Source organism: Sulfitobacter alexandrii, from assembly GCF_001886735.1.
Classification (GTDB): Bacteria; Pseudomonadota; Alphaproteobacteria; order Rhodobacterales; family Rhodobacteraceae; genus Sulfitobacter; species Sulfitobacter alexandrii.
Window position 1 is genome coordinate 3,481,368 of sequence record NZ_CP018076.1, and the last position, 24,060, is coordinate 3,505,427.

Here is a 24,060-nt window from a genome sequence, read left to right on the forward strand (position 1 = left end):
ATCGCGGGTTGATGTGATCGGTATGAAACGAAATAGTGCCAAGTCCTGTCACCATTCATGCTATGCTCGTCCCATGACAGCCCGAGCCAGACAGGAAAACATCGTCCGCAGTTTGCGGCGCAGTGGCGCGACAACCGTGGATGCACTGGCTGCGGAGGTCGGTGCCTCCCGCCGGACCGTGCTGCGCGACCTGTGTGCCTTGCGGGACGAGGGATTCGTCATTCATTCGGATGTGGGGCGCGGTGGCGGGCTGCGGCTTGACCCCCGGTCGATGCAGACCACCGCACGGCTTTCCGTGCCCGAGGTGTTCGCCCTGCTGATCAGCGTCGCGTCGATGCGGGCGGCGGGACGTCTGCCGTTCTCGGCACTGGCCGACTCGGGCCTTGCCCGGATCGAAAGAGCATTGCCGGCGGACAAGCTGCGCGACTTGCGCCAGTTTCTCGATTGTCTGCATGTGGGCAAGCTGTCCCCTCTGCAGGATCTGACCGACATGGGGCCGATGGACCCCGGGTTGCTGCCGGCTTTCGAGACCGCCTTTCTGGAACGGCGGCTGATCCGGTTCGACTACCGTGACGCCAAGGGCAACGCGACCCGGCGACAGGTGGAGCCTCAGGCCATGTTGATCCTGCCGCCGCTTTGGTACCTGGTGGCATGGGATCCGACGCGCGAGGATTTCCGCCATTTCCGCATGGACCGCATCGGCGGTCCGGAGGCCATCGAGGGCACGCGGTTCGACCGCCGCCGTGTGCCGTTCGAGGACGATGTCTGCCCCTATCGGGAGCTGGCGCGATAGCCGCATCGGCTGGCTGATGGCGTTCGATGCTTGCAGGGCTGACTTTGCAGGACTATTCCGGTTGCGAATGTGTTTCAGGGAGCCACCAGATGTCCAGCAACCAGCGCTTTGACAAATCCAAACTGCCGAGCCGCCACGTGACCGAAGGGCCGGCGCGCGCGCCACACCGGTCCTACTACTACGCCATGGGCATGACGGACGAGGAGATCCATCAGCCGCTGGTCGGTGTCGCGACCTGCTGGAACGAGGCAGCCCCCTGCAACATCGCGCTGAACCGCCAGGCACAGGCCGTCAAGCTGGGCGTGAAGGCCGAACAGGGCACGCCGCGCGAGTTCACCACCATCACGGTGACCGACGGTATCGCCATGGGTCACGAGGGCATGCGGTCCTCTCTCGCCTCCCGCGAGGCGATTGCCGATACCGTGGAACTGACCATGCGCGGCCATTGCTACGACGCGATCGTCGGCCTCGCGGGGTGTGACAAGTCGCTGCCCGGCATGATGATGGCCATGCTGCGTCTGAACGTGCCGTCGGTGTTCCTGTACGGGGGGTCGATCCTGCCGGGCAAGGTGCCCAGCGGGGCAAAGGTGCCCGAAAGCTTCGCCTCGCGTGACCTGACGGTGCAGGACATGTTCGAGGCCGTCGGCAATTTCCAGAACGGCACCATGACCGAGGCCGAGCTGGAAATCCTCGAGCGGGTCGCCTGCCCTTCCGCCGGGGCTTGCGGTGGTCAGTTCACCGCCAACACCATGGCCTGCGTGTCCGAGGCGATCGGCCTTGCGCTGCCCAACTCCTCCGGCATGCCGGCGCCCTACGAGTCCCGCGACGAGTACGGCAAGGCATCCGGCGCGGCGGTGATGAACCTGATCGAGAAGAACATCCGGGCGCGCGACATCTGCACGCGTCAGGCCTTCGAGAACGCGGCACGCATCGTGGCCTGCACAGGGGGATCGACGAATGCCGGCCTTCACCTGCCCGCAATGGCCCACGAAGCGGGGATCGAATTCTACCTCGATGACGTCTGCGAGATCTTCCGCGACACACCCTATTTCGTCGACATGAAGCCCGGCGGCTCGCATGTGGCCAAAGACCTCTACGAGGCAGGCGGCGTTCCCGTCGTCATGAACGAGCTCCGCAAGGCCGGGCTGATCCACGAGGATTGCATGACCGCCACCGGCTACTCCATGGGCGAGGTGCTGGATCAGGTGACACGCGAGGCGGACGGCAAGGTGATCCATTCCGTCGCCAATCCGATCAGCAAGACCGGCGGCGTCGTGGGCCTCAAGGGCAACCTCGCCCCGGAAGGCGCCATCGTGAAGATCGCGGGAATGGGCGAGGACGACATCGTTTTCACCGGGCCGGCGCTGGTGTTCGAATGCGAGCAGGATGCCTTCGAGGCCGTCCAGAACCGGACCTATTCAGAGGGCGACGTGTTCGTGATCCGCAACGAGGGTCCGGCCGGCGGCCCCGGCATGCGCGAGATGCTTGCCACCACCGCAGCCCTGTCCGGACAGGGCATGGGCAAGAAAGTGGCCCTGATCACCGATGGCCGTTTCTCGGGCGCCACGCGGGGCTTCTGCGTGGGTCACGTGGGACCGGAAGCGGCCCATGGCGGACCGATTGCGTTGCTCGAGAACGGCGACAAGATCACCATCAACGCCATCGAGGGGACGATCTCCGTCGATCTGACCGACGAGGAACTGGCACAGCGCAAGGCCAAGTGGAAAGGCCCGAGGCCGACGAACTACGCGTCCGGCGCGCTGTGGAAATATGCGCAGCTGGTGGGGCCGACCTACCTCGGGGCGGTGACGCACCCGGGGGCCAAGGCGGAAACCCATGAATACATGGAGCTTTAAGGCCCCGCTTGCCGCGATCTCGCTGACCGTCCTGGCCGCCTGCGAAGGCGGTCCGGGCGGCAACCCTTTCGCGGCGGCGCTGGGGTCCGAGCCGAAACCGCTGTCGCAGGCCGACATGGCAAGGGGCAAGGTGACACTGGTGGCCCCTAGGGGCTTCTGCATCGACAGCGCCAGCCTGAAGGACCGCTTTGCCCTCATGGCACGGTGCGACCGTCTGGGCGCCCCCTCGGCCGCGGGGGCGGCCCCGCTGGGTGTCATCACGGTCAGCGTGTCCGATGCCAGTCCCGGCGGGGCGTTGCCCGATCCGCAAACCATTGGCGCGGCGCACGGTCTCACGGCGGTGTCAGCCGTAACGCGTGAAGACGACAGCGTGATCTTCCGCGCCACCGGGCCGGCGCCCACCGACGAACTGGACGGCACGCACTGGCGCGCAACGGCGCTGGTCAATGGCCAGATGCTGGGCGTGGCGCTTTACGGCCCCAAGGGCGCTGCCGACGTGCAGGACGAGGGGCGCGACGTGATCTCTGCCCTGATCGCACGCACCCGCGGGGGCGCCTGATTGTCGCCGGATCGACAACATCCGGACCGCTGGCGCATGATTGTGGCCAATTCGTTTGAACGAACCAGTGCCTCTGGGTAAGGTGCCAGAAAAACAAAGGCTTCGGCAGATGTCCAAACTCGGATTCGGCTTTCTGGATGGAAAGGTGTTCTCGCGCAATATCCAGCGCTGGGCGCGCGCGGCGCGGCTTGCCGGCAAGACGGAACTGCCGCAACTGCGCCGCCAACGGAACCGGGCGCGGATGCTGAAATTCCACCTCGACAAGCTGATCCATACCGCGGACGAGCGACTGGCACTGCCGATGATCGGCTCGACCAGCTTTCCCAAGCCGCACAATGCCGACTGGGCGTGGCGACCGGAGCTTTGGCGCGGGCCGCTTTCGACGCCGGGATTGAGTTCGGTACAGACAAAGAGCCTGCTCGGGAACGAGGTCACGCTGTTTCATGATTGCGACTATTCAGAACTGACCCTGCGACAGCTGCGCAACCTGCGGGAGGCGGACCTGGCCCCCTATGGCCTGCGGCTGGACGTCTTCAAGTTCGACGGATCGTTCCTGTCGCTGGTCATCGACCTGCCCGAGGAAGGCGTGATCGGGCTGAAGCGCACCCATCTTCTGCGCATGGACGCCATCGTCGAACTGGAGATGCCGCTGGAGATCTTTGCCCGGCTGAACATCCGGCACGGGCCGAACACCGAACAGATCGTCCGCGAACTGCCGCTGAACGAGGAAAACCACCGCGTCGAATTCGACCTGGCCTATTCCAATCTGAACGAGAAGCGGGTGGAACGGGCGTGGGTCGACGTGATCTTCGAAGGACCGCAGATGAATCAGGTGATCCTGCGCGACCTCACGTTCTCCCGCCGCCCCCGCGCGCAGCTTTGAGGAGCCTAGACATGCCTACCCTGGAACTGACCAAGACGAAGATGCGGCAGGGCGTCTGGCAGGGCGTCATCACCGGTGCCGGCGACGACATGCCAAAAGTACAGATTACCCACCAGAACCGGAACGTCGAAAGCTTCGAGCTTGTGCACAACGAAAAGGCGGACCACTGGTTGCTGTCCGTGACGATCCCTCCGGAAGCGATATCGGACGGGGTGCAGACGCTGATGATCCGCGATGCCACGGCCGAAACCGATATCGGTCACATCACGCTGATGGCAGGCGAGGTGCTTGGCGATGATATTCGGGCCGAGGTGGACCTGCTGCGGGCGGAACTCGACATGTTGAAGCGCGCGTTTCGGCGGCACTGCGTCGAGACCGCCTGACCCCGGACACCTCTGCAACCTTACAATAAAAAAGGCCCGCCGTCGGGGCGGGCCTTGAAGACGTTCAGATGGGCCGGGATCAGTCGTTCGGACCGAGCGCCGACAGGCCCTTCAGAATGTCGATGGCATAAGCCAGCTGGTAATCCTCGTCCCGGAGTTCGGCGGATTTCTCGGCCTTGGCGCGGTCTTCCTCGATCTGCTTGATCTGGTCCTCGGTCAGGCTGTCGTTGTTCAGGCTGCCGCGCAGGTCCGCCTCGGACCGAAGCAGGCGGCGCGGTGTGTCCTCCTCCTCTTCGGATTCAGGCCGGATCGGGGGTTGGGCCACGATGATGTCGGGCGAGACGCCAAGGGCCTGAATGGACCGGCCAGAAGGGGTATAATACCGCGCGGTCGTCAGGCGCATCGCGCCATCGCCCCGCAGCGGCATGACCGTCTGCACCGACCCCTTGCCGAAACTCTTTGTGCCGATAACCACGGCGCGGCGGTGATCCTGAAGCGCGCCGGCCACGATCTCGGATGCAGAGGCGGACCCGCCGTTGATCAGCACCACCAGTGGCTTGCCCATGCTCAGATCGCCGGGCGTCGCGTTGACCCTGTCGCCATCGTCGGCATCCCGGCCCCGCGTGCTGACGATCTCGCCCTCTTCGAGAAATGCGTCGGACACGGCAATGGCCTGGTTCAGAAGCCCGCCGGGATTGTTGCGCAGATCGATCACGAAGCCGTTCACGTTCTCGATGCCGCCGGCTTTCTCCACCTGCTCCTCGATGGCTTCCTTCATCTTCGGATAAGTTTGCTCGTTGAAAGTCGAAAGCCTCAGCACAACCGTGTCGCCCTCGATCCGGGACCGCACGACCGTCAGTTCGATGGTGTCCCGGACGATGGAAACGTCGAACGGCTCCTGTTCGCCTTCGCGCACCACCGTGATCACGATCTCCGATCCGACGGGCCCGCGCATCAGCTCGACCGCATCATCCAGCGCGAGACCTAGCAGGCTTTCGCCGTCGACGTGCGTGATGAAGTCTCCGGCTTCGACCCCGGCCTCGTCGGCAGGGGTACCGTCGATGGGCGAGACCACCTTGACGAAACCATCCTCCTGCGTGACCTCGATCCCGAGACCGCCGAACTCGCCGCGGGTCTGCTCCCGCATCTTGAGGGCATCCTTCGGAGAGAGGTAGCTCGAATGCGGATCAAGCGACGTGAGCATGCCGTTGATGGCCGCTTCGATCAGGTCGCTGCTGTCCACTTCCTCCACGTACTGTGCGCGAATACGTTCGAAGATGTCACCGAACAGGTCCAGTTGCTCGTAGACGTTTTCGGTCTTGGCCGCTTCCTGCGCAAGCAGGGGGGCCGCGATCTGGGTCGTGGCGACCACGCCAGCGACCGTGCCGCCCAGGGCGACCATCAAGAACTTCTTCATTGCCTATTCATCCTTCTCGGTCCGGAACCACCCTTCTGGGTCCTGTGGAATGTTGTCTCTTCTTACTTCTATATAGAGCGTTTCTGTGCGGTCAGTGCCAGAGCCATCACGATCAGGTGACAATCTCGCGCCGCTTTCTGCCGGGTCCGGCGATGGTCTTTCTCCCATCAGACCGATCGGCGTGCCGCCCGCGATGACCTGTCCCGCCTCACCGTAGACCACATCGAGGCCCGCGAAAACGAAGAGCGTGCGTGCCTCGGGTTCGAGAATCACGACGTTGCCGAAGTCGAGAAGCGGGCCGGTGTAGCGGATGGTCGCCGCGGTGGGGCTGGTGACGATCGCGCGGGCCCGTGTGGCCATGATGATTCCGGGGCGCTCCACGCCTGCGGCGTCGGCCTGCCCGGCCCGCCGCAGGACCACTCCCTGCACCGGAAGATCCAGATCGCCGATCTGGCCCTGCAGGGTGACGGGCGCCGGTTCGACCTCGTCCGTCACGATTTCGGACAGACCCGAAGCGAACCCGTCCAGCGTTTCGGTGGACGCGATGAGGATCGCGGTTCGTACAGGATCGGCCGTGAACCGCGTCGGCAGGTCTGTGCGGTTGGCCATCGCCTGGTTCAGGGCGGTCCGCGCCGCCTGCACCTGGGTCAGCCCGTCCTGAAGACGTTCCGCGGCATCGACCTGCAACAGGCGCAGGGTCTTCACGTCCTCGAGGTCGCGGCGCAGGGCATCGGCCTGGCGGTTCAATGCCGGGGTCAGCTCGGCCAGCAGCATCCCGGCGCGCGCGGTCCCCACCGGACCATCGGGATGCAGGAAGGCCGTGGGCGATGGGGTGCCTCCGATGGTTTGCAGGACGCCGAACAGCTGCGCAACCTCACCGTCGCGGGATTGAAGCTTTTTCGACAGCTGCGCTTCGTTGATGGCCGCCTGGCGAAGACCGTCGCGCATGGCGCCCAGCCCCTTCTCGAAGGCCTGAATCGTTTCGGTCAGCGCCTGTACCCGGTCACGCGCCCCTTCCGCCTTGTCCAGCATCCCCGCGGCGGCCTCGAGCTCCTTTGCTGCCGCGCGCGCCTCCGTCATCGCAGCGGTCTGCGCCAGACCGCCAAGCGGCCACACCAGCAGCAGAAGGGCAAGGATCCGCATCATGACAACAGGCTTTTCCCGGTCATTTCCTCGGGCTGCGGCAGCCCCATGAGGTCGAGCACCGTCGGGGCCAGATCAGCAAGGCGGCCATCGGACACATGCGCATCGGGTTGCGCGCCGATCACCGCGACGGGCACCGGGTTCAGCGTGTGCGCCGTGTGAGCGCCGCCGGTTTCGGGGTCGATCATGGTTTCGCAGTTGCCGTGATCCGCCGTCAGGATCATCGCGCCGCCCGCAGCCTGCAAAGCCTCCATCACGCGCGCAAGGCCCGCGTCCACGGCTTCGCAGGCGGCGATTGCAGCGTCCAGATCGCCGGTGTGGCCGACCATGTCGGGATTGGCGTAGTTCACCACGATCAGGTCATAGCCATCCTCGATCGCCTGCACGAACCGATCCGTCACTTCGTCGGCCGACATCTCGGGCTTCTGGTCATAGGTCGCCACGTCCGGAGATTTCGGCATGTACCGGTCCTCGCCCTGCGAGACCGCTTCCTCGCCGCCGTTGAGGAAGAATGTCACGTGGGGGTATTTCTCCGTCTCGGCCAGGCGGAACTGGCGCTTGCCATGCTGCGCGACCCAGGCACCCAGCGTGTTGGGCAGCTCGGGCTTGTGATACATCGTCGTCAAGTAGGCTGCGTGCGCATCGGAATATTTTGCCATGCCCATGCAAGCCGCCCAGTCGGGCCGCGCGCCCGTCTTGAACGCGTCGAACGCGGGATCGGCAATGGCCGCCATGATCTCGCGCGCACGGTCTGCGCGGAAGTTCAGGCAGAAGAACCCGTCACCGTCCGAGGCCCCTGCGTAGTCGCCGATGATCGTGGGCAGGATGAACTCGTCGTCGGTACCGTTGTCGTAGGCTGCCTCGACCGCTGCCTGCGAGCTTTCCGCTTGGGCGCCCTTTCCGCGCGTGATCGCGTCAAAGGCAGCCTGCACCCGATCCCAGCGGTTATCCCTGTCCATGGCGTAGTAGCGGCCCGTGACCGTCCCGATGCGCGCACCCTGCGGCAGGTGCGCGATCAGGGTTTCGAAGTAGGTCAGCGCCGACCGCGGCGCAACGTCCCGTCCGTCGGTCAAGGCGTGGATCATCACCGGAACACCGGCCGCGCAAAGCGCACCCGCCGCCGCGATCATATGGGTCACGTGGCCGTGCACGCCACCATCCGACACCACGCCCATGACATGGGCCGTGCCGCCGGTCTTCTTCATCGCGGCGATGAAATCGAGCAGTGGCGGGTTCTTGGAAAAGTCCCCCTTTTCGATCGCAAGGTCGATCTGGCCGAGATCCATCGCCACCACCCGGCCCGCGCCGATATTCGTATGGCCGACCTCCGAATTGCCCATCTGGCCGCTTGGCAGCCCGACGTCGGGGCCATGGGTAATCAGCGTGGCATTCGGGCAGCCGGACATGATGCGATCATAGGTCGGCGTCCGTGCCAGGGCCGGCGCGTTGCCCTCGCGTTCCTCGCGCAAACCCCAACCGTCGAGGATACACAGAACCACGGGTTTAGGGCTGGTCATCTGGGGGCTGCTCCATCTTTGTTTTGAGGGCCTTTTAGCCTTTGTGGCGGCTGCCGTGAACCTCTTTCCTGTCACATTCGCAGGATGCGAGGCAACCGGATCGCCGCTGGCAAGGCGGATTGGCCAGGGCGACCGACGTTGCCGTCGCGGCGCGGTGACCTGCGTGCCGCCCGCGCCCGCCCCGTATGAGCGGCCTGTTACGCATCCGGAGCCGCAGCTATCGCGGTGGCAGGTCTTGTTCATGTTCCGCGCTTTGGGCATAACGGCCTCAGCAACAGCCCCTTGATCGAGGACCGCCCCAGATGAGCCAGCCTGCGCCCGAGACCCGGATCGTGAACACCTATCGGATCGCCTGCGACGGCGGCGAGGGAGGGCTCGGTCATCCGCGTGTCTGGCTGCAGATCCCGCGCGATACCGGTTGGGTCGAATGCGGCTACTGCGACTGCAAGTTCATTCACAGCGATTTCGAAGGCAAGGTCTGACAGATTTTCGACCGGTCGGGACAGAATGTGACTGAATTCGAGAAGGCATCGTCATTCTACGACCGGATCCGGGAGCAGGTTCGGTCGGAAGACACGCTCTACAATCAGAGAATCATCTGGCTCATTTCCATGCAGGCGTTTCTCTTTGCAACGCTCGGCCTCATCCTGCAGGCTTACCTGTCGAATGAGATCAACCAGTCCAGCCCCCTGCTCACCGGCAGCTTTGTCCTGATTTCGATCACGGGAATCCTTGTCGCCATGGTATCGAACCGGGTTCTTTCCAATGGCCGCGTGGCTCTCAACGGGTTGCGCGACGCCTGGGACGACTTTGCCGAAGGCCTCGGCCCTGAGACCCTCGCGCTCCTTCCCCACCCGCGGGGGAAGCATGAAAAATCGGCGCGCCAGAACATCTGGTCGCGCGGTATCAGCTCCGGCAACCTGCCTGCGATCTTTGCGTTCGTCTGGCTGTGTTTCCTCGCATTCCTGATCGTGGAACGTCTGGATTTGACGCGCTTTCCCTGACGGGCGTTGTCCCGTCCCGCACTGCGCCATGCCTTGATCGTGGGATCGGAGCCCTACGATACACAGCGCCGGCTGCGCCCGTGCGACACATCCACACTGGCAGCAGGCTGCAGGGCGCGGTACTAGGTTTGAGCGGAAGAAGAGGAGCGCATCCATGTCCGGTACATTCGGCAAAGGCCATCACCTGCATCTGATCGACGGCTCGGCTTTCATCTTTCGTGCATACCACGCGCTGCCACCGCTGACCCGCAAGTCCGACGGGCTGCCGATCGGAGCCGTGTCAGGCTTCTGCAACATGATCTTCAAGATGGTCGAGGACAACACCGGCCCCGACGCGCCGACCCATGTGGCCGTCATCTTCGACAAGGGCAGCCACACCTTCCGCAACGACATGTACGACCTCTACAAGGCCAATCGCGAGGCGATGCCCGAGGATCTGCGCCCGCAAATCCCCCTCACCCGGCAGGCGACCGAGGCCTTCAACATCGCGTGCAAGGAACTGGAGGGTTTCGAGGCCGACGACATCATCGCGACCCTGGCACGGCAGGCCCGCGAGGCCGGCGGACGCTGCACCATCATAAGCTCGGACAAGGACCTGATGCAGCTGGTGGGCGACGGCGTCGAGATGCTGGACGCGATGAAGAATACGCGCATCGACCGCGACGGCGTCTTCGACAAGTTCGGCGTCTACCCGGACCGCGTGGTGGACGTGCAGGCGCTGGCAGGCGACAGCGTGGACAACGTTCCGGGCGCGCCCGGTATCGGGATCAAGACCGCGGCATTGCTGATAAATGAATACGGCGACCTCGATGCCCTGCTCGAGCGTGCCGAAGAGATCAAGCAGCCCAAGCGGCGTCAGACGCTGATCGAACACGCCGATCAGATCCGGTTGAGCCGCAAGCTGGTGCTGCTGGACGACCGGACCCCGCTGGACTTCACCCTCGACGATCTCGAAGTGCGCGAACCCGATTCCGACAAGCTGTTGGCCTTCCTCGCCGAGATGGAGTTCCGCACGCTGACCAAGCGGGTGGCCGAGAAGATGGGCGCCGAGATGCCCACCATCGAGGATACCCCCGCCCTGCCCGACGCGCCGCAGGTGGACGACGTCCCCTTCGACACCGACAACTACGAACAGGTCGGCGATGCCGGGACGCTGGAGAAATGGCTCGACGCGATCTACGAGGCCGGCCATGTGGCCATCGACACGGAAACAACCGGCCTGAACGAGATGACAGCCGACCTGGTGGGCATCTCGCTCGCCGTGGAGCCCGGCAAGGCCTGCTACATCCCGCTGATCCACAAGGCCAACAGGGGCGACGACCTGTTCGGGTCGGACGACCTTGCCGAGGGGCAGATGGATCTGGACACCTGCCTTGGTATGCTCAAGCCCGTTCTGGAGGATCCCAGCATCCTGAAGATCGGCCAGAACATGAAGTACGACGTCAAGATACTGGCCCAGGTGGGTATCGCCATGGCCCCCATCGACGACACGATGCTGATGTCCTACGCACAGCACGCGGGGCTGCATGGCCACGGGATGGACGCGCTGTCGGAACGTTACCTCGACCATACGCCGATCCCGATCAAGCCTTTGCTGGGGTCCGGCAAATCGGCGATCACCTTTGACAAGGTGCCCCTGGAAGACGCGGTCAAATATGCGGCGGAAGATGCCGACATCACCCTTCGACTGTGGAAGCTGCTGAAACCCCAGTTGCACGCGGCACAGGTCACCAAGGTATACGAGACCCTGGAACGCCCGCTGGTTCCAGTCCTTGCCGACATGGAACGTGCCGGCATCAAGGTGGACCGCGATACGCTGTCCCGGATGTCCAACGCCTTTTCACAGAAGATGGCGGGGCTGGAGGACGAGATATTCGGGCTGGCGGGCCGAAAGTTCAGCGTGGGCTCGCCCAAGCAGATCGGTGAAATCCTCTTCGACGAAATGAGCCTCGATCTCCCGGACGGCAAGAAGCCCGCCAAGGGCAAATCGGGCGCCTGGAGTACCGGGGCCGATGTGCTGGAGGATCTGGCAACGGTGCATGACCTGCCGCGCCGCATCCTCGACTGGCGCCAGCTGGACAAGCTGAAGTCGACCTATACGGACGCGCTCCAGAACCACATCAACAAGGACACCGGGCGCGTTCACACCTCCTATTCCATCGCGGGCGCCTCCACGGGGCGGCTCGCTTCGACCGATCCGAACCTGCAGAACATTCCGATCCGATCCGAGGAAGGCCGCCGCATCCGCGAGGCCTTCGTGGCCGAGGAGGGCAAGACGCTCGTCGCGCTCGATTATTCCCAGATCGAACTGCGGATCCTTGCCCATATCGCGGACATCCCGGAACTGAAGCAGGCCTTTGCGGACGACATCGACATTCACGCCCTTACCGCGTCCGAGATGTTCAACGTTCCCCTGCCCGAGATGACCCCGGACATCCGCCGGCAGGCAAAGGCCATCAACTTCGGTGTGATCTACGGCATCTCGGGGTTCGGGCTTGCCCGGAACCTGCGGATTCCCCGTGCCGAGGCCCAGGGTTTCATCGACCGGTACTTCGAACGTTTCCCCGGCATCCGGACTTACATGGACGACACCAAGGCCTTCGCCAAGAAGCACGGCTACGTGCAGACGCTTTTCGGGCGCAGGATCCATACGCCCGAAATCGGAGCGAAAGGTCCGCGCGCCGGGTTCGCCGCCCGTGCGGCGATCAACGCACCGATCCAGGGCACCGCGGCTGACGTGATCCGCCGCGCGATGATCCGCATGCCCGACGCCATCCGCAACCTGCCAGCCCGAATGCTGCTGCAGGTCCACGACGAACTTCTGTTCGAGGTGGAGCAGGGCGCAGAGGAAGAATTGATCTCGACCGCCCGCAAGGTCATGGAAGATGCAAACGAACCGGTGGTCCGGCTGGACGTGAAACTGACGGTCGATGCCGGTCAGGGCAGCAACTGGGCCGAAGCCCACTAGGCCCTCCATGATCTATGGGCGGCGGTTGCACGCGCCGTTCCCTGCCGCCCCGGCCAATACGCCCCGACCTGCCACAGGAGCCCGTCATCCGCTTTTCAGTCACAATCGTTCTGATCCTCGTCCTGTCCGCGGTAGGACTGACCTACGAGATCGCCGCGGGCCGCGTGCTGGCGCCGTTTTTCGGCACGTCACTGCTGACCTGGACAACGGTGATCGCAACCGTATTGGGCGGGTTCTCTCTGGGCAGCGCGTTGGGGGGGATCGTCGCGGAACGGCCCCGCGCCAAGGCCCTGCGGGATGTCCGCACGGCGCTTGTGGCAACGGCGGTCCTGATGGCCGTGTCCCCAACCCTGCTGGGGATCGTGCATGCCTCGGGCGCACGGGGCACGGGCGGCATGATGCTGAGCGTGATCCTGGTTTTCTTTCCCGCGTCCGTCTGCGTCACCATCCCTTCCCCGCTGCTGGCGAAGCTGGCGATAGAGGCCCGTCCGGGGCGCGAGGGGTCGTCGCTTGGCTTCGTGCTGGCCGCCGGTTCGGTCGGCGCGATCCTTGGCGCTGTGCTCGCCGGGTTCGTGACACTGCCGCTGATCGGGGCCACGGCCACCTTCGCGGTCTGCGGTGCCGCAGCTCTGCTGTGCCTGCCCTTCCTGCGCGGCGCGGACAGGGGCACGCCCGGGGTGACCATCGCCGCAGCCGGCTTCGTCGCTTTCGCCGGAATCGCCGGCAATCCGGCCTGCCAGTACGAATCCGGTCTGTCGTGCCTTCATGTGTCCCAGCGGGGCCCCGAAGTGCGGCTGATCTCGGACGGGACGATCCAGGCCGCGGAAATCGTCGGGCCGGAAACGGAGGGCGTTGACCAGGTCGACCTCGCCCTCAGCTATACCGACTGGCTCTGGGCACGCATGAACCGCGACCTCGCGCAGGATGCGTCGGTTCTGTTCATCGGCGGCGGGGGCTACAGCCTGCCGACAAAGCTGCTGTCCTCGCGGCCTGCCGCGCGCGCGGTGGCGGTGGAGATCGACCCGCTGGTGACCGAGGTGGTCAGGCGGCACATGCCCCGCGCCTCGGAGATGATCGAGCGCACCGGTTTCGTCGCACCGGCTGACGCGGACGAGGACGGCCGGCTTCGGATTGTCCACGCGGACGGTCGCGTGTTTCTGAACGAAACCGAAGGCCGTTTCGACGCTGCGGTGATGGATGCGTTTTCGTCGGGTTCCGTTCCGGCGCACCTTGTCACCGTCGAAACCTTTGCCAGGCTGCGGCAGATCGTGGATGGGCCGGTCTACGTCAATCTGCTGGACGCGCCCGACGGGCCCCTGGCGCGCGGCGTGCAGGCCATCCTGCGCGACGTCTATCCTCATGTTCTGGCCGTTCGAGGCGAAGTGAACGCGCGAGGACGCACCAACGTCCTGTTTGCAGCCTCTCCGTCACCGCTGGCGACGCTGCCCCCCGGCCCAGACGGATATGCTCCGGCGCAAATCGCGGATGCCCGCGCCTTCACCGACGACCGGGGATGGGTCGGGCACCGGTAAGGCGCGTTCCCGGCCTATCCCTCGCGCACCAGCCGGGCCACGAGCCGCCGCGTCAGCGGCGCCACGACCAGCACGGCCGGAAAGGCGATGGCCCAGCTTGTCATCCATGCGCCCATCCAGAGCAGGAAAACGCCGTCGCCCAAGCCCGTCGCCCGCAAGGTCGCGATGCCCGAGACCATGCAGGACATCAGTCCCGACAGTATCAGGCCAAACAGGATCGAGGCGTATCTCGCGGGGATCATGAACGGTTCATCCAGCTGAGCGTTTTTTCCGTGGGGCCACCCGGGTGGTATTCCGCGCTGACATATCCCCGATACCCGGTGGCCTCAAGACGCGCGAAGAGCTTTGCGAAATCGACCTGACCGCTTCCCGGCGCACTGCGGTCAGGGCTGTCGCCGATCTGCACGTGAACGACGAAATCGCGATAGGCGTCAAGGACCGCCACCGCATCGCCGTGGATCATCTGGGCGTGATAACTGTCGTATTGCAGCGCCACGTTGGGCAACGCCAGTTCGGTCAGGATGTCCGAGGCAACTGCGTAATCATTCAGGAAATACCCCGGCATCGCGACCGGGTTCAGCGGCTCGATCGTCAGTGTCATGCCGCTTGGTGCTTCTGCGGCAGCCCACCGCAGATTATCGATGAATGTGGCACGCGCCGTGTCGCCCTCGGCCTCTCCCGCCATGACGTGGATCATCGGTACGCCCAGTGCCCCGGCATAGCGGAAAGCCCGGCGCATGTCGTGCCGGAACCTGTCGACCATGTCCGGTTGCGCCGCGAACCCCCGGGCGCCGCCGGTGTAATTCGGCGGCGGGGCGTTGATGAGGATCAGCGACAGACCGTTCCTGCCAAGCGCCGCCTGAGTCTCCGGCGCCGGGGTGTCATACGGAAACAGGATCTCCACCGCATCGAATCCTGCCTGTGCCGCGGCATCGAAACGGTCGAGAAACGGCAGCTCTGGCCACAGAAGGCTCAGGTTGGCGGCAAATTTCATGTCACTGTGTCACTGCCCCTGTGGCAACTCCTCAGAGGGGATGATGCCAAAGAACTTGCCGCCTGACCACAGGCCAAACCAGCCGTCGCGATGCTCGCCCATGTCCACCAGCCGGTAAAAGCTCTTGCGGTCGATCAGCGCTTCGAGGTTGCGGCGCACGAGGACGTAAGGGGAAGGTTCGCCGGTCTCGTGGTCCCGTGCCACACGGATGGGATGGTCCGGGCCTGCCGTCACGTGGTCCTCGACGTTCGTGACGAAATGGAGCGCTTGATCTTCGCCCTGTCCCTCGGCCTCGAAATCGATGGCGACGAAGGGCGCGTCCTCGACCGTGATCCCGACCTTTTCAACGGGCGTCTTCAGGAAATAGTCGTCGTTTTCCCGCCAGAGAATCGAGGCGAACAGCTTGACCAGTCCCGGTCGGTTGATCGGCGTTCCCTCGTGCATCCATGTCCCATCCCGAAGAATCTGCATGTCCATGTCGCCGGTGAAGGGCGGATCCCATTTCTCCAGCGGTGGCTGTCCGCGCGTTTTTGCCGCTTTTGCAGACTCTGCGAGGCTTTCCGCCGAGGGGGTCACGGTTTTTTGTCCACTCATTGCTTTTGCCATTCCCGGTTTGAGAGATACACTTAGACTCAACCGATATAATTCAGGGAACGCGAATGTCATGAGTGATGCGGAAGACATGGTCGGCGAGATCGAAACGCTCGGCATCAAGCTTGCAGAGGCGAAGGACTCCATCACCCGGCGGTTCATCGGCCAGGAACGCGTTGTCGAACTGACCCTGACCGCACTTTTGTGCGGCGGTCACGGGCTGCTGATCGGCCTGCCCGGCCTCGGCAAGACCCGGCTGGTGGAAACGCTGAGCACGGTGATGGGGCTGGATGGCAACCGGGTTCAGTTCACGCCGGACCTGATGCCGGCCGATATTCTGGGGTCGGAGGTGCTGGACACCGCAGAGGACGGATCACGGCGTTTCCGCTTCATCGAAGGGCCGGTGTTCTGCCAGCTTCTGATGGCAGACGAGATCAACCGCGCCAGTCCGCGCACGCAATCCGCCCTGCTGCAGGCGATGCAGGAGAAGACCGTTACCGTCGCGGGCCAAAGCCGCCCTCTGGGCGTTCCCTTCCACGTTCTGGCCACGCAGAACCCGATCGAGCAGGAAGGCACCTATCCCCTGCCCGAAGCCCAGCTGGACCGTTTCCTTGTGCAGATCGACGTCGCCTATCCGGACCGGGCGACCGAACGTGACATCCTGCTGGCCACCACGGGAGAGACCGAGGCGCAGTCAACGGCGGTGTTCACCTCCGCTGAACTGCTGGCGGCGCAGCGTCTGCTGCGGCGGATGCCGATCGGCGAATCCGTGGTCGAGCTCATTCTCGACCTCGTCCGCGCCTTCCGTCCGGAAGAGGACGGGGCCAGCACCCGCGTGCGTGAAACGGTCGCCTGGGGGCCGGGACCGCGCGCCGCACAATCCCTGATGCTCGCGGTGCGGGCGCGCGCCCTGCTGCAGGGCAGGCTCGCCCCTTCGGCAGAAGACGTGATCGACATGGCGCGCCCCGTTCTGACGCACCGCATGGCGCTCAACTTTGCGGCGCGCGCGCGGGGCGACAGCCTCAGGAGTCTGATCGAGGAAACGGCGGCCACCCTGTCCGGGACCAAGGCGGCAGCGTGACGGAACCCCGCATCTCCGGGGCCTATTCACCCGCGACCCTGCGGGCAGGTGCCGAGGAGGAAGCCGCGCGCCTGCCGGCCCTGCTCGCGCGCGCGGAGCATCTGGCGGGTGCGGTTCTGCTGGGTGCCCACGGGCGCCGGCGGGCCGGGACAGGCGATGATTTCTGGCAGTACCGCCCTGCGCAGATCGGCGACAGCCGCCGGATGATCGACTATCGGCGCAGCGCTATGGGCGACCATGAGTTCGTGCGCGAGCGTGAGTGGCAGATCGCGCAATCCGTCATGCTGTGGGTCGATCAGGGCGCGTCAATGCGGTTTGCCAGCGACCCCAAGCTTCCGCAAAAATCCGATCGTGTGCGGCTTCTGGGCCTGGCGCTGGCCATCATGTTGCTCAGGGGCGGCGAGCGCGTCGGCCTGACCGGCACCCGGCTGCCGCCCCGCAGCGGCAACCCGCAGCTTCTGCGCCTTGCACAGGTGTTCTGCGAGGACGAAGAGGTGGACTACAGCCCGCCGGAGCATCGCGCGATGATACCCCACGCCCGTGCCGTTTTCATTTCTGACTTCATGGGCGACATGGCCGGTGTCCAGCTTGCCCTGACCAAGGCAGCGGACCGGGGTGTGCGCGGCGTGCTCTACCATGTGCTCGATCCGTCGGAAGAAGCCTTTCCCTTCCGCGGTCGCACCATCTTCGAAAGCGTGGGCGGCACGCTGCGGCATGAAACGCTCAAGGCGAATGACCTGCGCGACAGATACCTCGCGCGGCTGGCCGAGCGGAAGGCAGAACTCCAACGCCTGTGCGCCCTGACCGGCTGGCGCTACGGGATCCATCATACGGACGCGTCCGCCCAATCGGCGCTTCTGTGGCTTTATTCGGCGCTGGACGCCCGTGCCGGGATGGCGGCATGACGGTTCTGGGTGGAATAGGGTTCACGGCTCCCTGGCTGCTGGTCGCTCTGGCGGCGCTGCCGATCCTCTGGCTGATCCTGCGCGCCGTTCCGCCCGCCCCGATCCGCCGGCGGTTTCCCGGCGTGGCGCTGCTGCTGGGGCTGAAGGACGACGAAAGCGTATCCGACCGGACGCCATGGTGGTTGCTGCTGCTTCGGATGCTGGCCGTCGCGGCGATCATCCTTGGCCTTGCCGGGCCGGTCCTGAACCCGCAGGAAGACCGGGCCCAGGGCGACGGGCCGTTGCTGATCGTGCTCGACGGCACTTGGGCGGGGGCAACCCGCTGGCCCCAGCAGATGGAGGCGGTGGAGGCACAGCTTTCCCGCGCGGCGCGGTCAGGCCGGACGGTCGCGATGCTCGCGCTGACCCGACCGGATGAACCCGCTTTCCAGGCCGCTGACGTGTGGCGCAGCCGTCTGCCGGGATTCACTCCCGCCCCGTGGCAGCCATCCGCCGCGGACATCGAAAGGGCGATGGCGATCATCGACGGGATGGATGGGTTCGACACGCTTTGGTTCAGCGATGCGCTGGACTACGAAGGCCGGGACGACGTGCTCGAGGCGCTGCGCGCCCAGGGCGACGTGGAAGTGTACCAGACGGCGGCCAACGTGCTGGCGATCAGCCCGGCGACCTACGCCGACAACGTGGTCAGCCTGCAAGTGACCCGCGCGGCGGCCGGCCCTGCACGGGACGTCACGATACAGGCCGAGGGACGCGACCCCGCCGGAAACGCCCGCATCCTCGCGACCGCGACAGGCACCTTCGCAGACGGTGAAACCACCGGGACCGCGGAAATTTCGCTCCCCGCAGAGCTGAGATCTCGCATCACCGGCTTCGTCATTGCCGGGCAGCGCTCCGCGGGGGCGGTGACACTGGTGGACGACGCCCTGCGCCGGAGAGAGGTCGCACTCATCGGTGGGCGCAACGACCGCGAGGCGCTGCAACTGCTTTCCCCGCTGCATTATATCGAACAGGCGCTGGCCCCGTCGGCAGACCTGATCGACGGGTCGATCTCCGATGTGCTTCCGGCGAACCCCGACGTGATCGTGCTGGCAGATATCGCGACGCTGTCCGCCGCCGAAGCGGAGCCCCTGACCGAGTGGATCGAGAACGGGGGCATGCTGGTCCGTTTTGCGGGGCCGCGCATCGCCGCCAGCGATGTCAGCCGCATCGACGAGGATCCGCTGATGCCGGTACGGCTGCGCGCCGGCGGGCGCAGCGTGGGGGGCGCGATGAGCTGGGGCGAGCCAAAGTCGCTGGCGCCCTTCCGCGACACATCCCCATTCTTCGGTCTGCCGGTCCCTGACGACGTCACCGTGACGGCCCAAGTGGTCGCGCAGCCCGATCCGACTCTCGCAGACCGGGTCATCGCCTCGTTGAGCGACGGCACGCCGCTGGTCACGCGCAAGACCGTGGGTCAGGGCCAGATCGTGCTGTTCCACGTGACCGCGACAGCGGAATGGTCCACCCTGCCCCTGTCCGGGCTCTTCGTGCAGATGATGGAACGGCTGGCGGTTGCGTCGTCCGCCGCCCAGCCGGAAGCGGGCGATCTCGAAGGCACCACCTGGACACCGTTGCGGATCATGGACGGTTACGGTGTGCTGTCGGACGCGGGCACGCTGCCCGGCGTGGACGGTCCCGAACTGGTCAGCGGCACGGCCGGCCCCGATTTGCAGCCGGGCATCTACGCCAACGCCGACCGGCGGCTGGCGCGGAACGTCTTTACCGCCGACAGCACCCTGACCCCTGCGGGCTGGCCCGCGGACGTGCCCCTGCGCGGGCTTGCCGTTCCCCCGGAACAGCCGGTGGCGGGTTGGCTGCTGAGTCTCGCGATCCTTCTGCTGCTGGCCGATGTCGTCGCGTCGCTGGCCCTGTCGGGGCGCCTGCTGGGCCGTCGCAGCGGCGCCATCGCGGGCGCCCTGCTGCTGAGCCTGTGCCTGCCGTTGCACCCGGCGGACGCACAAACCACCGAGGAAGACGCATTCGCGCTTGCGGCCACCAACGAAGTGACACTGGCACATGTCGTCACCGGCGACGACGAGGCGGACGAGATCGCCGCCGCCGGCTTGCAGGGATTGTCGGATGTCCTGTTCTTCCGCACCTCCGTCGAGCCGGCGCCGCCCACTGCCGTGAACCTCGAAACGGACGAGCTTGCGTTCTTTCCGATCCTCTACTGGCCGATCACCCCGAACCAGCCCCGCCCATCGTCCGAGGCCTATTCCAAGCTGAACACCTACCTGCGCTCCGGCGGGATGATCCTGTTCGACACGCGCGATGCCGACATCGCGGGTCTGAGCGGCACCAGTCAGAACGGGCGCAAGCTGCAGGAACTGGCAGCACCGCTGGACATTCCGCCGCTGGAACCTCTGCCGGCCGATCATGTGCTCACCCGAACCTTCTACCTGCTGCAGGACTTTCCGGGCCGGTACAACAGCAGGGACGTCTGGGTGGAGGCATCACCGCCGGACGCCGAACAGATCGAGGGCATGCCGTTCCGCAACCTGAACGACGGGGTGACTCCGGTCGTGATCGGCGGCAACGACTGGGCAGCCGCCTGGGCCGTGCGCAGCGACGGCGCGCCGCTGCTGCCCATCGGACGCGGCTACGCCGGTGAACGCCAGCGCGAACTGGCGAACCGGTTCGGGGTCAACCTCATCATGCACGTGCTGACCGGAAACTATAAGTCGGATCAGGTCCATGTGCCTGCCCTGCTGGATCGGCTGGGCCAATGACCGCCTCCGTCGTGTTCGACCCCCTCGTGCCGCTGGCACTTCTGCTCGTGGTGGCGATCATCGCGGCGATTTCCGTTGTACTCGCGATCCTGAGGGGTCTGAACGGATGGGGTCTTCGCGCGGCGGCGGCTCTGGTTGTGCTGGGGGCGCTGGCCAATCCTTCCTACCAGCAGGAAGACCGCGCGCCGCTGACCGATATCGTCTTTCTGGTAGAGGACGAGAGTGCCAGCCAGGATCTGGGCGACCGTGCCGCCCAGTCGGGCGCGGCGGCCAACGCGCTTGCCGCACAGATTGCCGCGCGGCCCAACACCGAGCTGAGACGTATCGCCGTGCCTGACGGGGCCGGCGATGCCGGTACGGAGCTGGTCACCGCGCTGTCCAACGCGATGGCGGAGGAACCGCGCGCACGCATCGCCGGCATCCTCGCCATTTCGGATGGTCGCATCCATGACGCCGATGTGCCGATCGACCTGCCCGCCCCGCTGCACCTGCTGATGAGCGGCGAACAGACCGACTGGGACCGCCGCCTGACCGTCCGCAACGCACCGGCCTTCGCGATCATCGGTGAACCGGTGACCCTGACCCTTCGGATCGACGACCTGGGCGCCGCCCCCGAGAACGACACCCTGGTGCAGCTCGACATCTCCGTCGACGGGGATGAACCCCAAAGCTTTCAGGTGCCGATCGGCGAAGACCTGGAACTGCCGATCACCCTGCCCCACGGCGGCCGCAACGTGATCCAGTTCACCCTGCCCGAAGCCGAAGGCGAGTTGACGGATCGCAACAACACCGCGCTAATCCAGATGAACGGCGTGCGCGACCGGCTGCGGGTGCTTCTGGTGTCCGGCGAACCCCATCCCGGCGGCCGCACCTGGCGGAACCTGCTGAAGTCCGACAGCTCGGTGGACCTCGTGCACTTCACCATCCTTCGGCCACCGGAGAAACAGGACGGGGTGCCGGTGAACGAATTGTCGCTGATCGCCTTCCCGACCCGTGAACTGTTCATGGAGAAGATCGAGGATTTCGACCTCATCATCTTCGATCGCTACAAGCGCCGGGGCATCCTTCCGTCCCTGTATCTCGAGAACGTCGCGAACTACATTCGCCAGGGGGGTGCCGTGCTGGTGGCCGCCGGGCCGGATTTCGCCACAGCCGACAGCCTTTTCCGTTCGCCGCTGGGGGCTGTTCTCCCCGCGACGCCGACGACCGCACGGGTGATAGAGGAACCTTACCTGCCCAAGGTGACGGATGTCGGCAAGCGCCACCCCGTCACCGCAGACCTGCCGTCCTCTGGTGACTGGGGCCGCTGGTTGCGCCAGATCGACGTGACCGATCCGCAGGGCAACGTGGTGATGGAAGGTGTCGATGAACGTCCGCTGCTGGTATTAAACCGGGTCGAGGAAGGCCGGGTGGCCCTTCTGGCATCCGACCATGCCTGGCTCTGGAATCGCGGATACGAAGGCGGCGGTCCGCAGCTTGAATTGCTCAGGCGCCTCGCGCACTGGATGATGAAGGAGCCGGAGCTCGAAGAAGAAGCCCTGACCGCCACCGCCGAAGGCCAGACCATGCGGATCCGCCGCCGGACGCTGGACGAGACGGTGCCGCCGGTCACGGTCACCGCGCCCGATGGCAGCACCATGGAGCTGACGCTGGAAGAAACGTCGCCCGGCGTGTTCGAAACGGTTTTCGAGGGGCCGGAGATCGGGCTCTACCGACTGTCCAATGGCGACCAGAACGCGGTCATCGGCCTTGGGCCCGCCGCGCCGCGCGAGTTCGTCGAGACGATTGCCAGTGACGAAACCATGCGCCCGCTCGTGGACAGCCTGCGCGGCGGCGTTGCCCGCCTTGAGGATGGTCTGCCGCGCCTGCGTGACGTGCGCCCGGGCCGGCCGGCCGCCGGGCGCGGCTGGCTGGGGCTGACCCCACGCGATGCCTTCGAGACACGCGACGTGACCCAGACGCCGCTGTTGCCGGGTTGGCTGGTTCTGCTGCTGTCCGCGGCCCTGATCACGGGCGCGTGGCTGCGCGAGGGGCGGCGCTAGAGCGCGCGGAGCAGCAGGCCACCTGCGAGGAATACCACGATCGTACCGGCCAGCACCTCGAGCAGGGCGGAAACCCGCGCCAGCCGGGTGGACCCGGTGATGCCTGCCAGAAGGCCGCCGCGCAGGCCGCCGGCCGCCATGCCCACACCCACCGTGACAATGGCCGTCCCAAGCGCCATCGCGAACGTCCCGCCGATTCCGAGGCCACCGATGCCCATCTGCCAGGTGATCACCAGGACGAACAGGGCCCCGGTGCAGGGACGGATGGCAATGCCCGCGATCAGGCCCAGTGCCGCGCGCAGGGAATGGGCTTGGCGCACCTGGTCAAGTGTCGGGCCATGCGCATGCCCGCATTCCTTGCAGATCTCGCCGCCCTCGGCATGGGGATGGTGCCGATGATCGTGGTCATGCCCGTGGCCTTCGGATGCCTGCAGGGCCGTCGGGAGCTTTCGCCCGCCGCGCCACACAAGCCACAGGCCGATGGCGGTGATCGCGGCATAGCTGGCCGGGGCCATGATGTCCTCGGTCACGCCCACCAGCGTTTCGCGTCCGAGATCCAGCAGCAACACGCCCGCGTAAACCAGGGCGATGGCCGTTACCGCCTGACCCAATGACGACAGCAGGGCGATGATCGAAAGACGCAGGACCGGCACGTCGCTGCCCATGCCATAGCCACCGATCAGGACCTTGCCGTGACCCGGGCCCGCCGCATGCGCCAGCCCGTAGGCGAAGCAGGCACCAAGAAGGGCCAGCACCGCCCCGTCATCGCCCGCCCGCGCGCCGCGCAGGGCCCCCGCAATGGTGTTCTGGAACGAGCGCTGCATCTGCGCCGCCCAGAAAGCAAGCTGGTCGAACCCGCCGGTGAACCAGATCGCCGCGAGTGTCAGCAGCGTTCCGATTGCGGCAATGGTCAGGACTCGCCGCATGTCACGATCACGATCGAGGCGAGATCCTCGCCGATGTTCGGCAGGCCGGCTTCATCGGGGTTGGTATCGGCGTCCAGCTCCGCCAGTTGGTCGCGGACGGCCATCAGGCCCTTGGTGAGGTCGGGCATCCTGACCCGGCTGCGGCATCCCTCGCGCCCGCTGACGGTGACCGGCAGCGTGACGTCGTAGGCGGTATAATACGTTCTGTCGTAGGGTTTCGCCTCGTAAGCCGGATTCTCGGCCGACGCCCCTTCGACATCGCGGAAATGGGTGGTGATGATGCGACCGTCCCGCAGCACTGCCGAATAGTCGCGCGGCCCGGACAGCCGCAGATCGGTGTCGCCCTGCACGATTTCCAGATCCCCGTTGAATCCCTCGATCCACTGCATGTCGAAGCCGGTCAGCCGGGCCTGTTCGGCTTCGGTGAGCTTGCCATCGAAATCCTGATCGAGCTCCATGTCCTCGGTCACCAGCAGGGAATAGAATTCGTCGTAGGCCCATGTCACCTCGACCTGAGCCAACCGCCCTTCCGCGTCGAAGTGGAACGCCAGCCCGGTGTCCGCGAAGATATGCGGATGGGCGATTGCCCGCGTCGCGGACAGGCAGAGCAAGACAAGGGCAAGAAGGCGTTTCATCGCTGCAAGTCCTAGCGCAAGCTGAAACGGCCAGCAATGCCGCGGGCGGGCCCGTGGCGG

21 protein-coding genes are annotated in these 24,060 nt (G+C 65.5%); 13 read left to right on the forward strand and 8 right to left on the reverse strand.

Going from position 1 to position 24,060, the window contains the following annotated elements; translation table 11 throughout:
* Window positions 1-73 precede the first annotated feature (73 nt).
* The 5 genes from BOO69_RS17055 (at window position 74) to BOO69_RS17075 (ending at window position 4,474) form a co-directional block, all read left to right on the forward strand.
* The gene (locus tag BOO69_RS17055) at window positions 74-793 is read left to right on the forward strand and encodes a helix-turn-helix transcriptional regulator (RefSeq protein ID WP_071973256.1); all 720 of its coding nucleotides are present in this window, start codon (window positions 74-76) and stop codon (window positions 791-793) included.
* Window positions 794-882: 89 nt separating this feature from the next.
* The gene (gene ilvD, locus BOO69_RS17060; protein ID WP_071973257.1) at window positions 883-2,649 is read left to right on the forward strand and encodes a dihydroxy-acid dehydratase; all 1,767 of its coding nucleotides are present in this window, start codon (window positions 883-885) and stop codon (window positions 2,647-2,649) included.
* Window positions 2,630-3,208, forward strand: coding sequence for a hypothetical protein (locus tag BOO69_RS17065; protein WP_071973258.1), 579 nt, complete (start codon window positions 2,630-2,632; stop codon window positions 3,206-3,208). Before ilvD ends, BOO69_RS17065 begins: the two co-directional genes overlap by 20 nt.
* Before the next feature lie 109 nt (window positions 3,209-3,317).
* On the forward strand, window positions 3,318-4,091 hold the full coding sequence (locus BOO69_RS17070; RefSeq protein ID WP_071973259.1) for a DUF6478 family protein: 774 nt from the start codon (window positions 3,318-3,320) through the stop codon (window positions 4,089-4,091).
* Between the two features lie 11 nt (window positions 4,092-4,102).
* Complete coding sequence (locus BOO69_RS17075; RefSeq protein WP_071973260.1) at window positions 4,103-4,474, forward strand: hypothetical protein; 372 nt, start codon at window positions 4,103-4,105, stop codon at window positions 4,472-4,474.
* A gap of 79 nt (window positions 4,475-4,553) precedes the next feature.
* On the opposite strand, the gene BOO69_RS17080 is transcribed toward BOO69_RS17075, so the two are convergent.
* From BOO69_RS17080 to gpmI, 3 genes are read right to left on the reverse strand one after another with little or no spacing between them, the layout of a single operon-like run.
* Window positions 4,554-5,891, reverse strand: coding sequence for a S41 family peptidase (locus BOO69_RS17080; RefSeq protein WP_071973261.1), 1,338 nt, complete (start codon window positions 5,889-5,891; stop codon window positions 4,554-4,556).
* 3 nt (window positions 5,892-5,894) lie between these two features.
* The gene (locus BOO69_RS17085; RefSeq protein ID WP_071973262.1) at window positions 5,895-7,037 is read right to left on the reverse strand and encodes a murein hydrolase activator EnvC family protein; all 1,143 of its coding nucleotides are present in this window, start codon (window positions 7,035-7,037) and stop codon (window positions 5,895-5,897) included.
* Window positions 7,034-8,551: a 2,3-bisphosphoglycerate-independent phosphoglycerate mutase gene (gene gpmI / locus BOO69_RS17090; protein WP_071973263.1), complete on the reverse strand. Its 1,518-nt coding sequence runs from the start codon at window positions 8,549-8,551 to the stop codon at window positions 7,034-7,036. The genes BOO69_RS17085 and gpmI overlap by 4 nt, the downstream gene beginning before the upstream one ends.
* A 302-nt stretch (window positions 8,552-8,853) precedes the next feature.
* On the opposite strand from gpmI, the gene BOO69_RS17095 reads away from it, so the two are divergent.
* From BOO69_RS17095 to BOO69_RS17110, 4 genes are all read left to right on the forward strand, one after another.
* Complete coding sequence (locus BOO69_RS17095) at window positions 8,854-9,033, forward strand: zinc-finger domain-containing protein (RefSeq protein WP_071973264.1); 180 nt, start codon at window positions 8,854-8,856, stop codon at window positions 9,031-9,033.
* A 27-nt stretch (window positions 9,034-9,060) separates the two neighbouring features.
* Entirely contained in the window at window positions 9,061-9,555 is a 495-nt protein-coding gene (locus BOO69_RS17100; protein WP_071973265.1) for a hypothetical protein, read from the forward strand.
* 154 nt (window positions 9,556-9,709) lie between these two features.
* Window positions 9,710-12,523, forward strand: coding sequence for a DNA polymerase I (gene polA, locus BOO69_RS17105; protein WP_071973266.1), 2,814 nt, complete (start codon window positions 9,710-9,712; stop codon window positions 12,521-12,523).
* Window positions 12,524-12,537: 14 nt separating this feature from the next.
* Entirely contained in the window at window positions 12,538-14,055 is a 1,518-nt protein-coding gene (locus BOO69_RS17110; RefSeq protein ID WP_156874956.1) for a fused MFS/spermidine synthase, read from the forward strand.
* Between the two features lie 14 nt (window positions 14,056-14,069).
* Here BOO69_RS17110 and BOO69_RS17115 read toward each other — a convergent pair whose 3' ends face one another.
* From BOO69_RS17115 to BOO69_RS17125, 3 genes are read right to left on the reverse strand one after another with little or no spacing between them, the layout of a single operon-like run.
* Window positions 14,070-14,297: a DUF2798 domain-containing protein gene (locus BOO69_RS17115; RefSeq protein ID WP_071973267.1), complete on the reverse strand. Its 228-nt coding sequence runs from the start codon at window positions 14,295-14,297 to the stop codon at window positions 14,070-14,072.
* Window positions 14,294-15,049: a hydroxypyruvate isomerase family protein gene (locus tag BOO69_RS17120; RefSeq protein ID WP_071973268.1), complete on the reverse strand. Its 756-nt coding sequence runs from the start codon at window positions 15,047-15,049 to the stop codon at window positions 14,294-14,296. Before BOO69_RS17120 ends, BOO69_RS17115 begins: the two co-directional genes overlap by 4 nt.
* A 9-nt stretch (window positions 15,050-15,058) precedes the next feature.
* Entirely contained in the window at window positions 15,059-15,643 is a 585-nt protein-coding gene (locus tag BOO69_RS17125) for a DUF1285 domain-containing protein (RefSeq protein WP_071973269.1), read from the reverse strand.
* A 70-nt stretch (window positions 15,644-15,713) separates the two neighbouring features.
* On the opposite strand from BOO69_RS17125, the gene BOO69_RS17130 reads away from it, so the two are divergent.
* Genes BOO69_RS17130 through BOO69_RS17145 form a run of 4 tightly spaced genes read left to right on the forward strand, consistent with a single transcriptional unit; the run spans window position 15,714 to window position 22,439 of the window.
* Window positions 15,714-16,721: an AAA family ATPase gene (locus tag BOO69_RS17130; protein WP_071973270.1), complete on the forward strand. Its 1,008-nt coding sequence runs from the start codon at window positions 15,714-15,716 to the stop codon at window positions 16,719-16,721.
* Window positions 16,718-17,626: a DUF58 domain-containing protein gene (locus BOO69_RS17135; RefSeq protein WP_237267509.1), complete on the forward strand. Its 909-nt coding sequence runs from the start codon at window positions 16,718-16,720 to the stop codon at window positions 17,624-17,626. Before BOO69_RS17130 ends, BOO69_RS17135 begins: the two co-directional genes overlap by 4 nt.
* The gene (locus tag BOO69_RS17140) at window positions 17,623-20,397 is read left to right on the forward strand and encodes a DUF4159 domain-containing protein (RefSeq protein ID WP_071973271.1); all 2,775 of its coding nucleotides are present in this window, start codon (window positions 17,623-17,625) and stop codon (window positions 20,395-20,397) included. Before BOO69_RS17135 ends, BOO69_RS17140 begins: the two co-directional genes overlap by 4 nt.
* The gene (locus BOO69_RS17145; RefSeq protein ID WP_071973272.1) at window positions 20,394-22,439 is read left to right on the forward strand and encodes a hypothetical protein; all 2,046 of its coding nucleotides are present in this window, start codon (window positions 20,394-20,396) and stop codon (window positions 22,437-22,439) included. The genes BOO69_RS17140 and BOO69_RS17145 overlap by 4 nt, the downstream gene beginning before the upstream one ends.
* Here BOO69_RS17145 and BOO69_RS17150 read toward each other — a convergent pair.
* Window positions 22,436-23,365: a nickel/cobalt transporter gene (locus BOO69_RS17150; protein WP_071973273.1), complete on the reverse strand. Its 930-nt coding sequence runs from the start codon at window positions 23,363-23,365 to the stop codon at window positions 22,436-22,438. The genes BOO69_RS17145 and BOO69_RS17150 overlap by 4 nt on opposite strands.
* Window positions 23,350-24,000 carry a DUF1007 family protein gene (locus tag BOO69_RS17155; protein ID WP_071973274.1) on the reverse strand — a complete coding sequence of 217 codons (651 nt, stop codon included), beginning with the start codon at window positions 23,998-24,000 and terminating at the stop codon, window positions 23,350-23,352. The genes BOO69_RS17150 and BOO69_RS17155 overlap by 16 nt, the downstream gene beginning before the upstream one ends.
* Window positions 24,001-24,060 lie beyond the last annotated feature (60 nt).

Coding starts and splice junctions, on each gene's coding strand:
- BOO69_RS17070 (WP_071973259.1), top strand. CDS start 3,318: ATGTCCAAACTCGGATTCGGCTTTCTGGATGGAAAGGTGTTCTCGCGC.
- BOO69_RS17115 (WP_071973267.1), bottom strand. CDS start 14,297: ATGATCCCCGCGAGATACGCCTCGATCCTGTTTGGCCTGATACTGTCG.
- BOO69_RS17095 (WP_071973264.1), top strand. CDS start 8,854: ATGAGCCAGCCTGCGCCCGAGACCCGGATCGTGAACACCTATCGGATC.
- BOO69_RS17075 (WP_071973260.1), top strand. CDS start 4,103: ATGCCTACCCTGGAACTGACCAAGACGAAGATGCGGCAGGGCGTCTGG.
- BOO69_RS17140 (WP_071973271.1), top strand. CDS start 17,623: ATGACGGTTCTGGGTGGAATAGGGTTCACGGCTCCCTGGCTGCTGGTC.
- BOO69_RS17130 (WP_071973270.1), top strand. CDS start 15,714: ATGAGTGATGCGGAAGACATGGTCGGCGAGATCGAAACGCTCGGCATC.
- BOO69_RS17065 (WP_071973258.1), top strand. CDS start 2,630: ATGAATACATGGAGCTTTAAGGCCCCGCTTGCCGCGATCTCGCTGACC.
- BOO69_RS17085 (WP_071973262.1), bottom strand. CDS start 7,037: ATGATGCGGATCCTTGCCCTTCTGCTGCTGGTGTGGCCGCTTGGCGGT.
- BOO69_RS17125 (WP_071973269.1), bottom strand. CDS start 15,643: ATGAGTGGACAAAAAACCGTGACCCCCTCGGCGGAAAGCCTCGCAGAG.
- BOO69_RS17155 (WP_071973274.1), bottom strand. CDS start 24,000: ATGAAACGCCTTCTTGCCCTTGTCTTGCTCTGCCTGTCCGCGACGCGG.
- BOO69_RS17120 (WP_071973268.1), bottom strand. CDS start 15,049: ATGAAATTTGCCGCCAACCTGAGCCTTCTGTGGCCAGAGCTGCCGTTT.
- BOO69_RS17145 (WP_071973272.1), top strand. CDS start 20,394: ATGACCGCCTCCGTCGTGTTCGACCCCCTCGTGCCGCTGGCACTTCTG.
- gpmI (WP_071973263.1), bottom strand. CDS start 8,551: ATGACCAGCCCTAAACCCGTGGTTCTGTGTATCCTCGACGGTTGGGGT.
- BOO69_RS17055 (WP_071973256.1), top strand. CDS start 74: ATGACAGCCCGAGCCAGACAGGAAAACATCGTCCGCAGTTTGCGGCGC.
- BOO69_RS17110 (WP_156874956.1), top strand. CDS start 12,538: ATGGGCGGCGGTTGCACGCGCCGTTCCCTGCCGCCCCGGCCAATACGC.
- BOO69_RS17080 (WP_071973261.1), bottom strand. CDS start 5,891: ATGAAGAAGTTCTTGATGGTCGCCCTGGGCGGCACGGTCGCTGGCGTG.
- BOO69_RS17150 (WP_071973273.1), bottom strand. CDS start 23,365: ATGCGGCGAGTCCTGACCATTGCCGCAATCGGAACGCTGCTGACACTC.
- polA (WP_071973266.1), top strand. CDS start 9,710: ATGTCCGGTACATTCGGCAAAGGCCATCACCTGCATCTGATCGACGGC.
- ilvD (WP_071973257.1), top strand. CDS start 883: ATGTCCAGCAACCAGCGCTTTGACAAATCCAAACTGCCGAGCCGCCAC.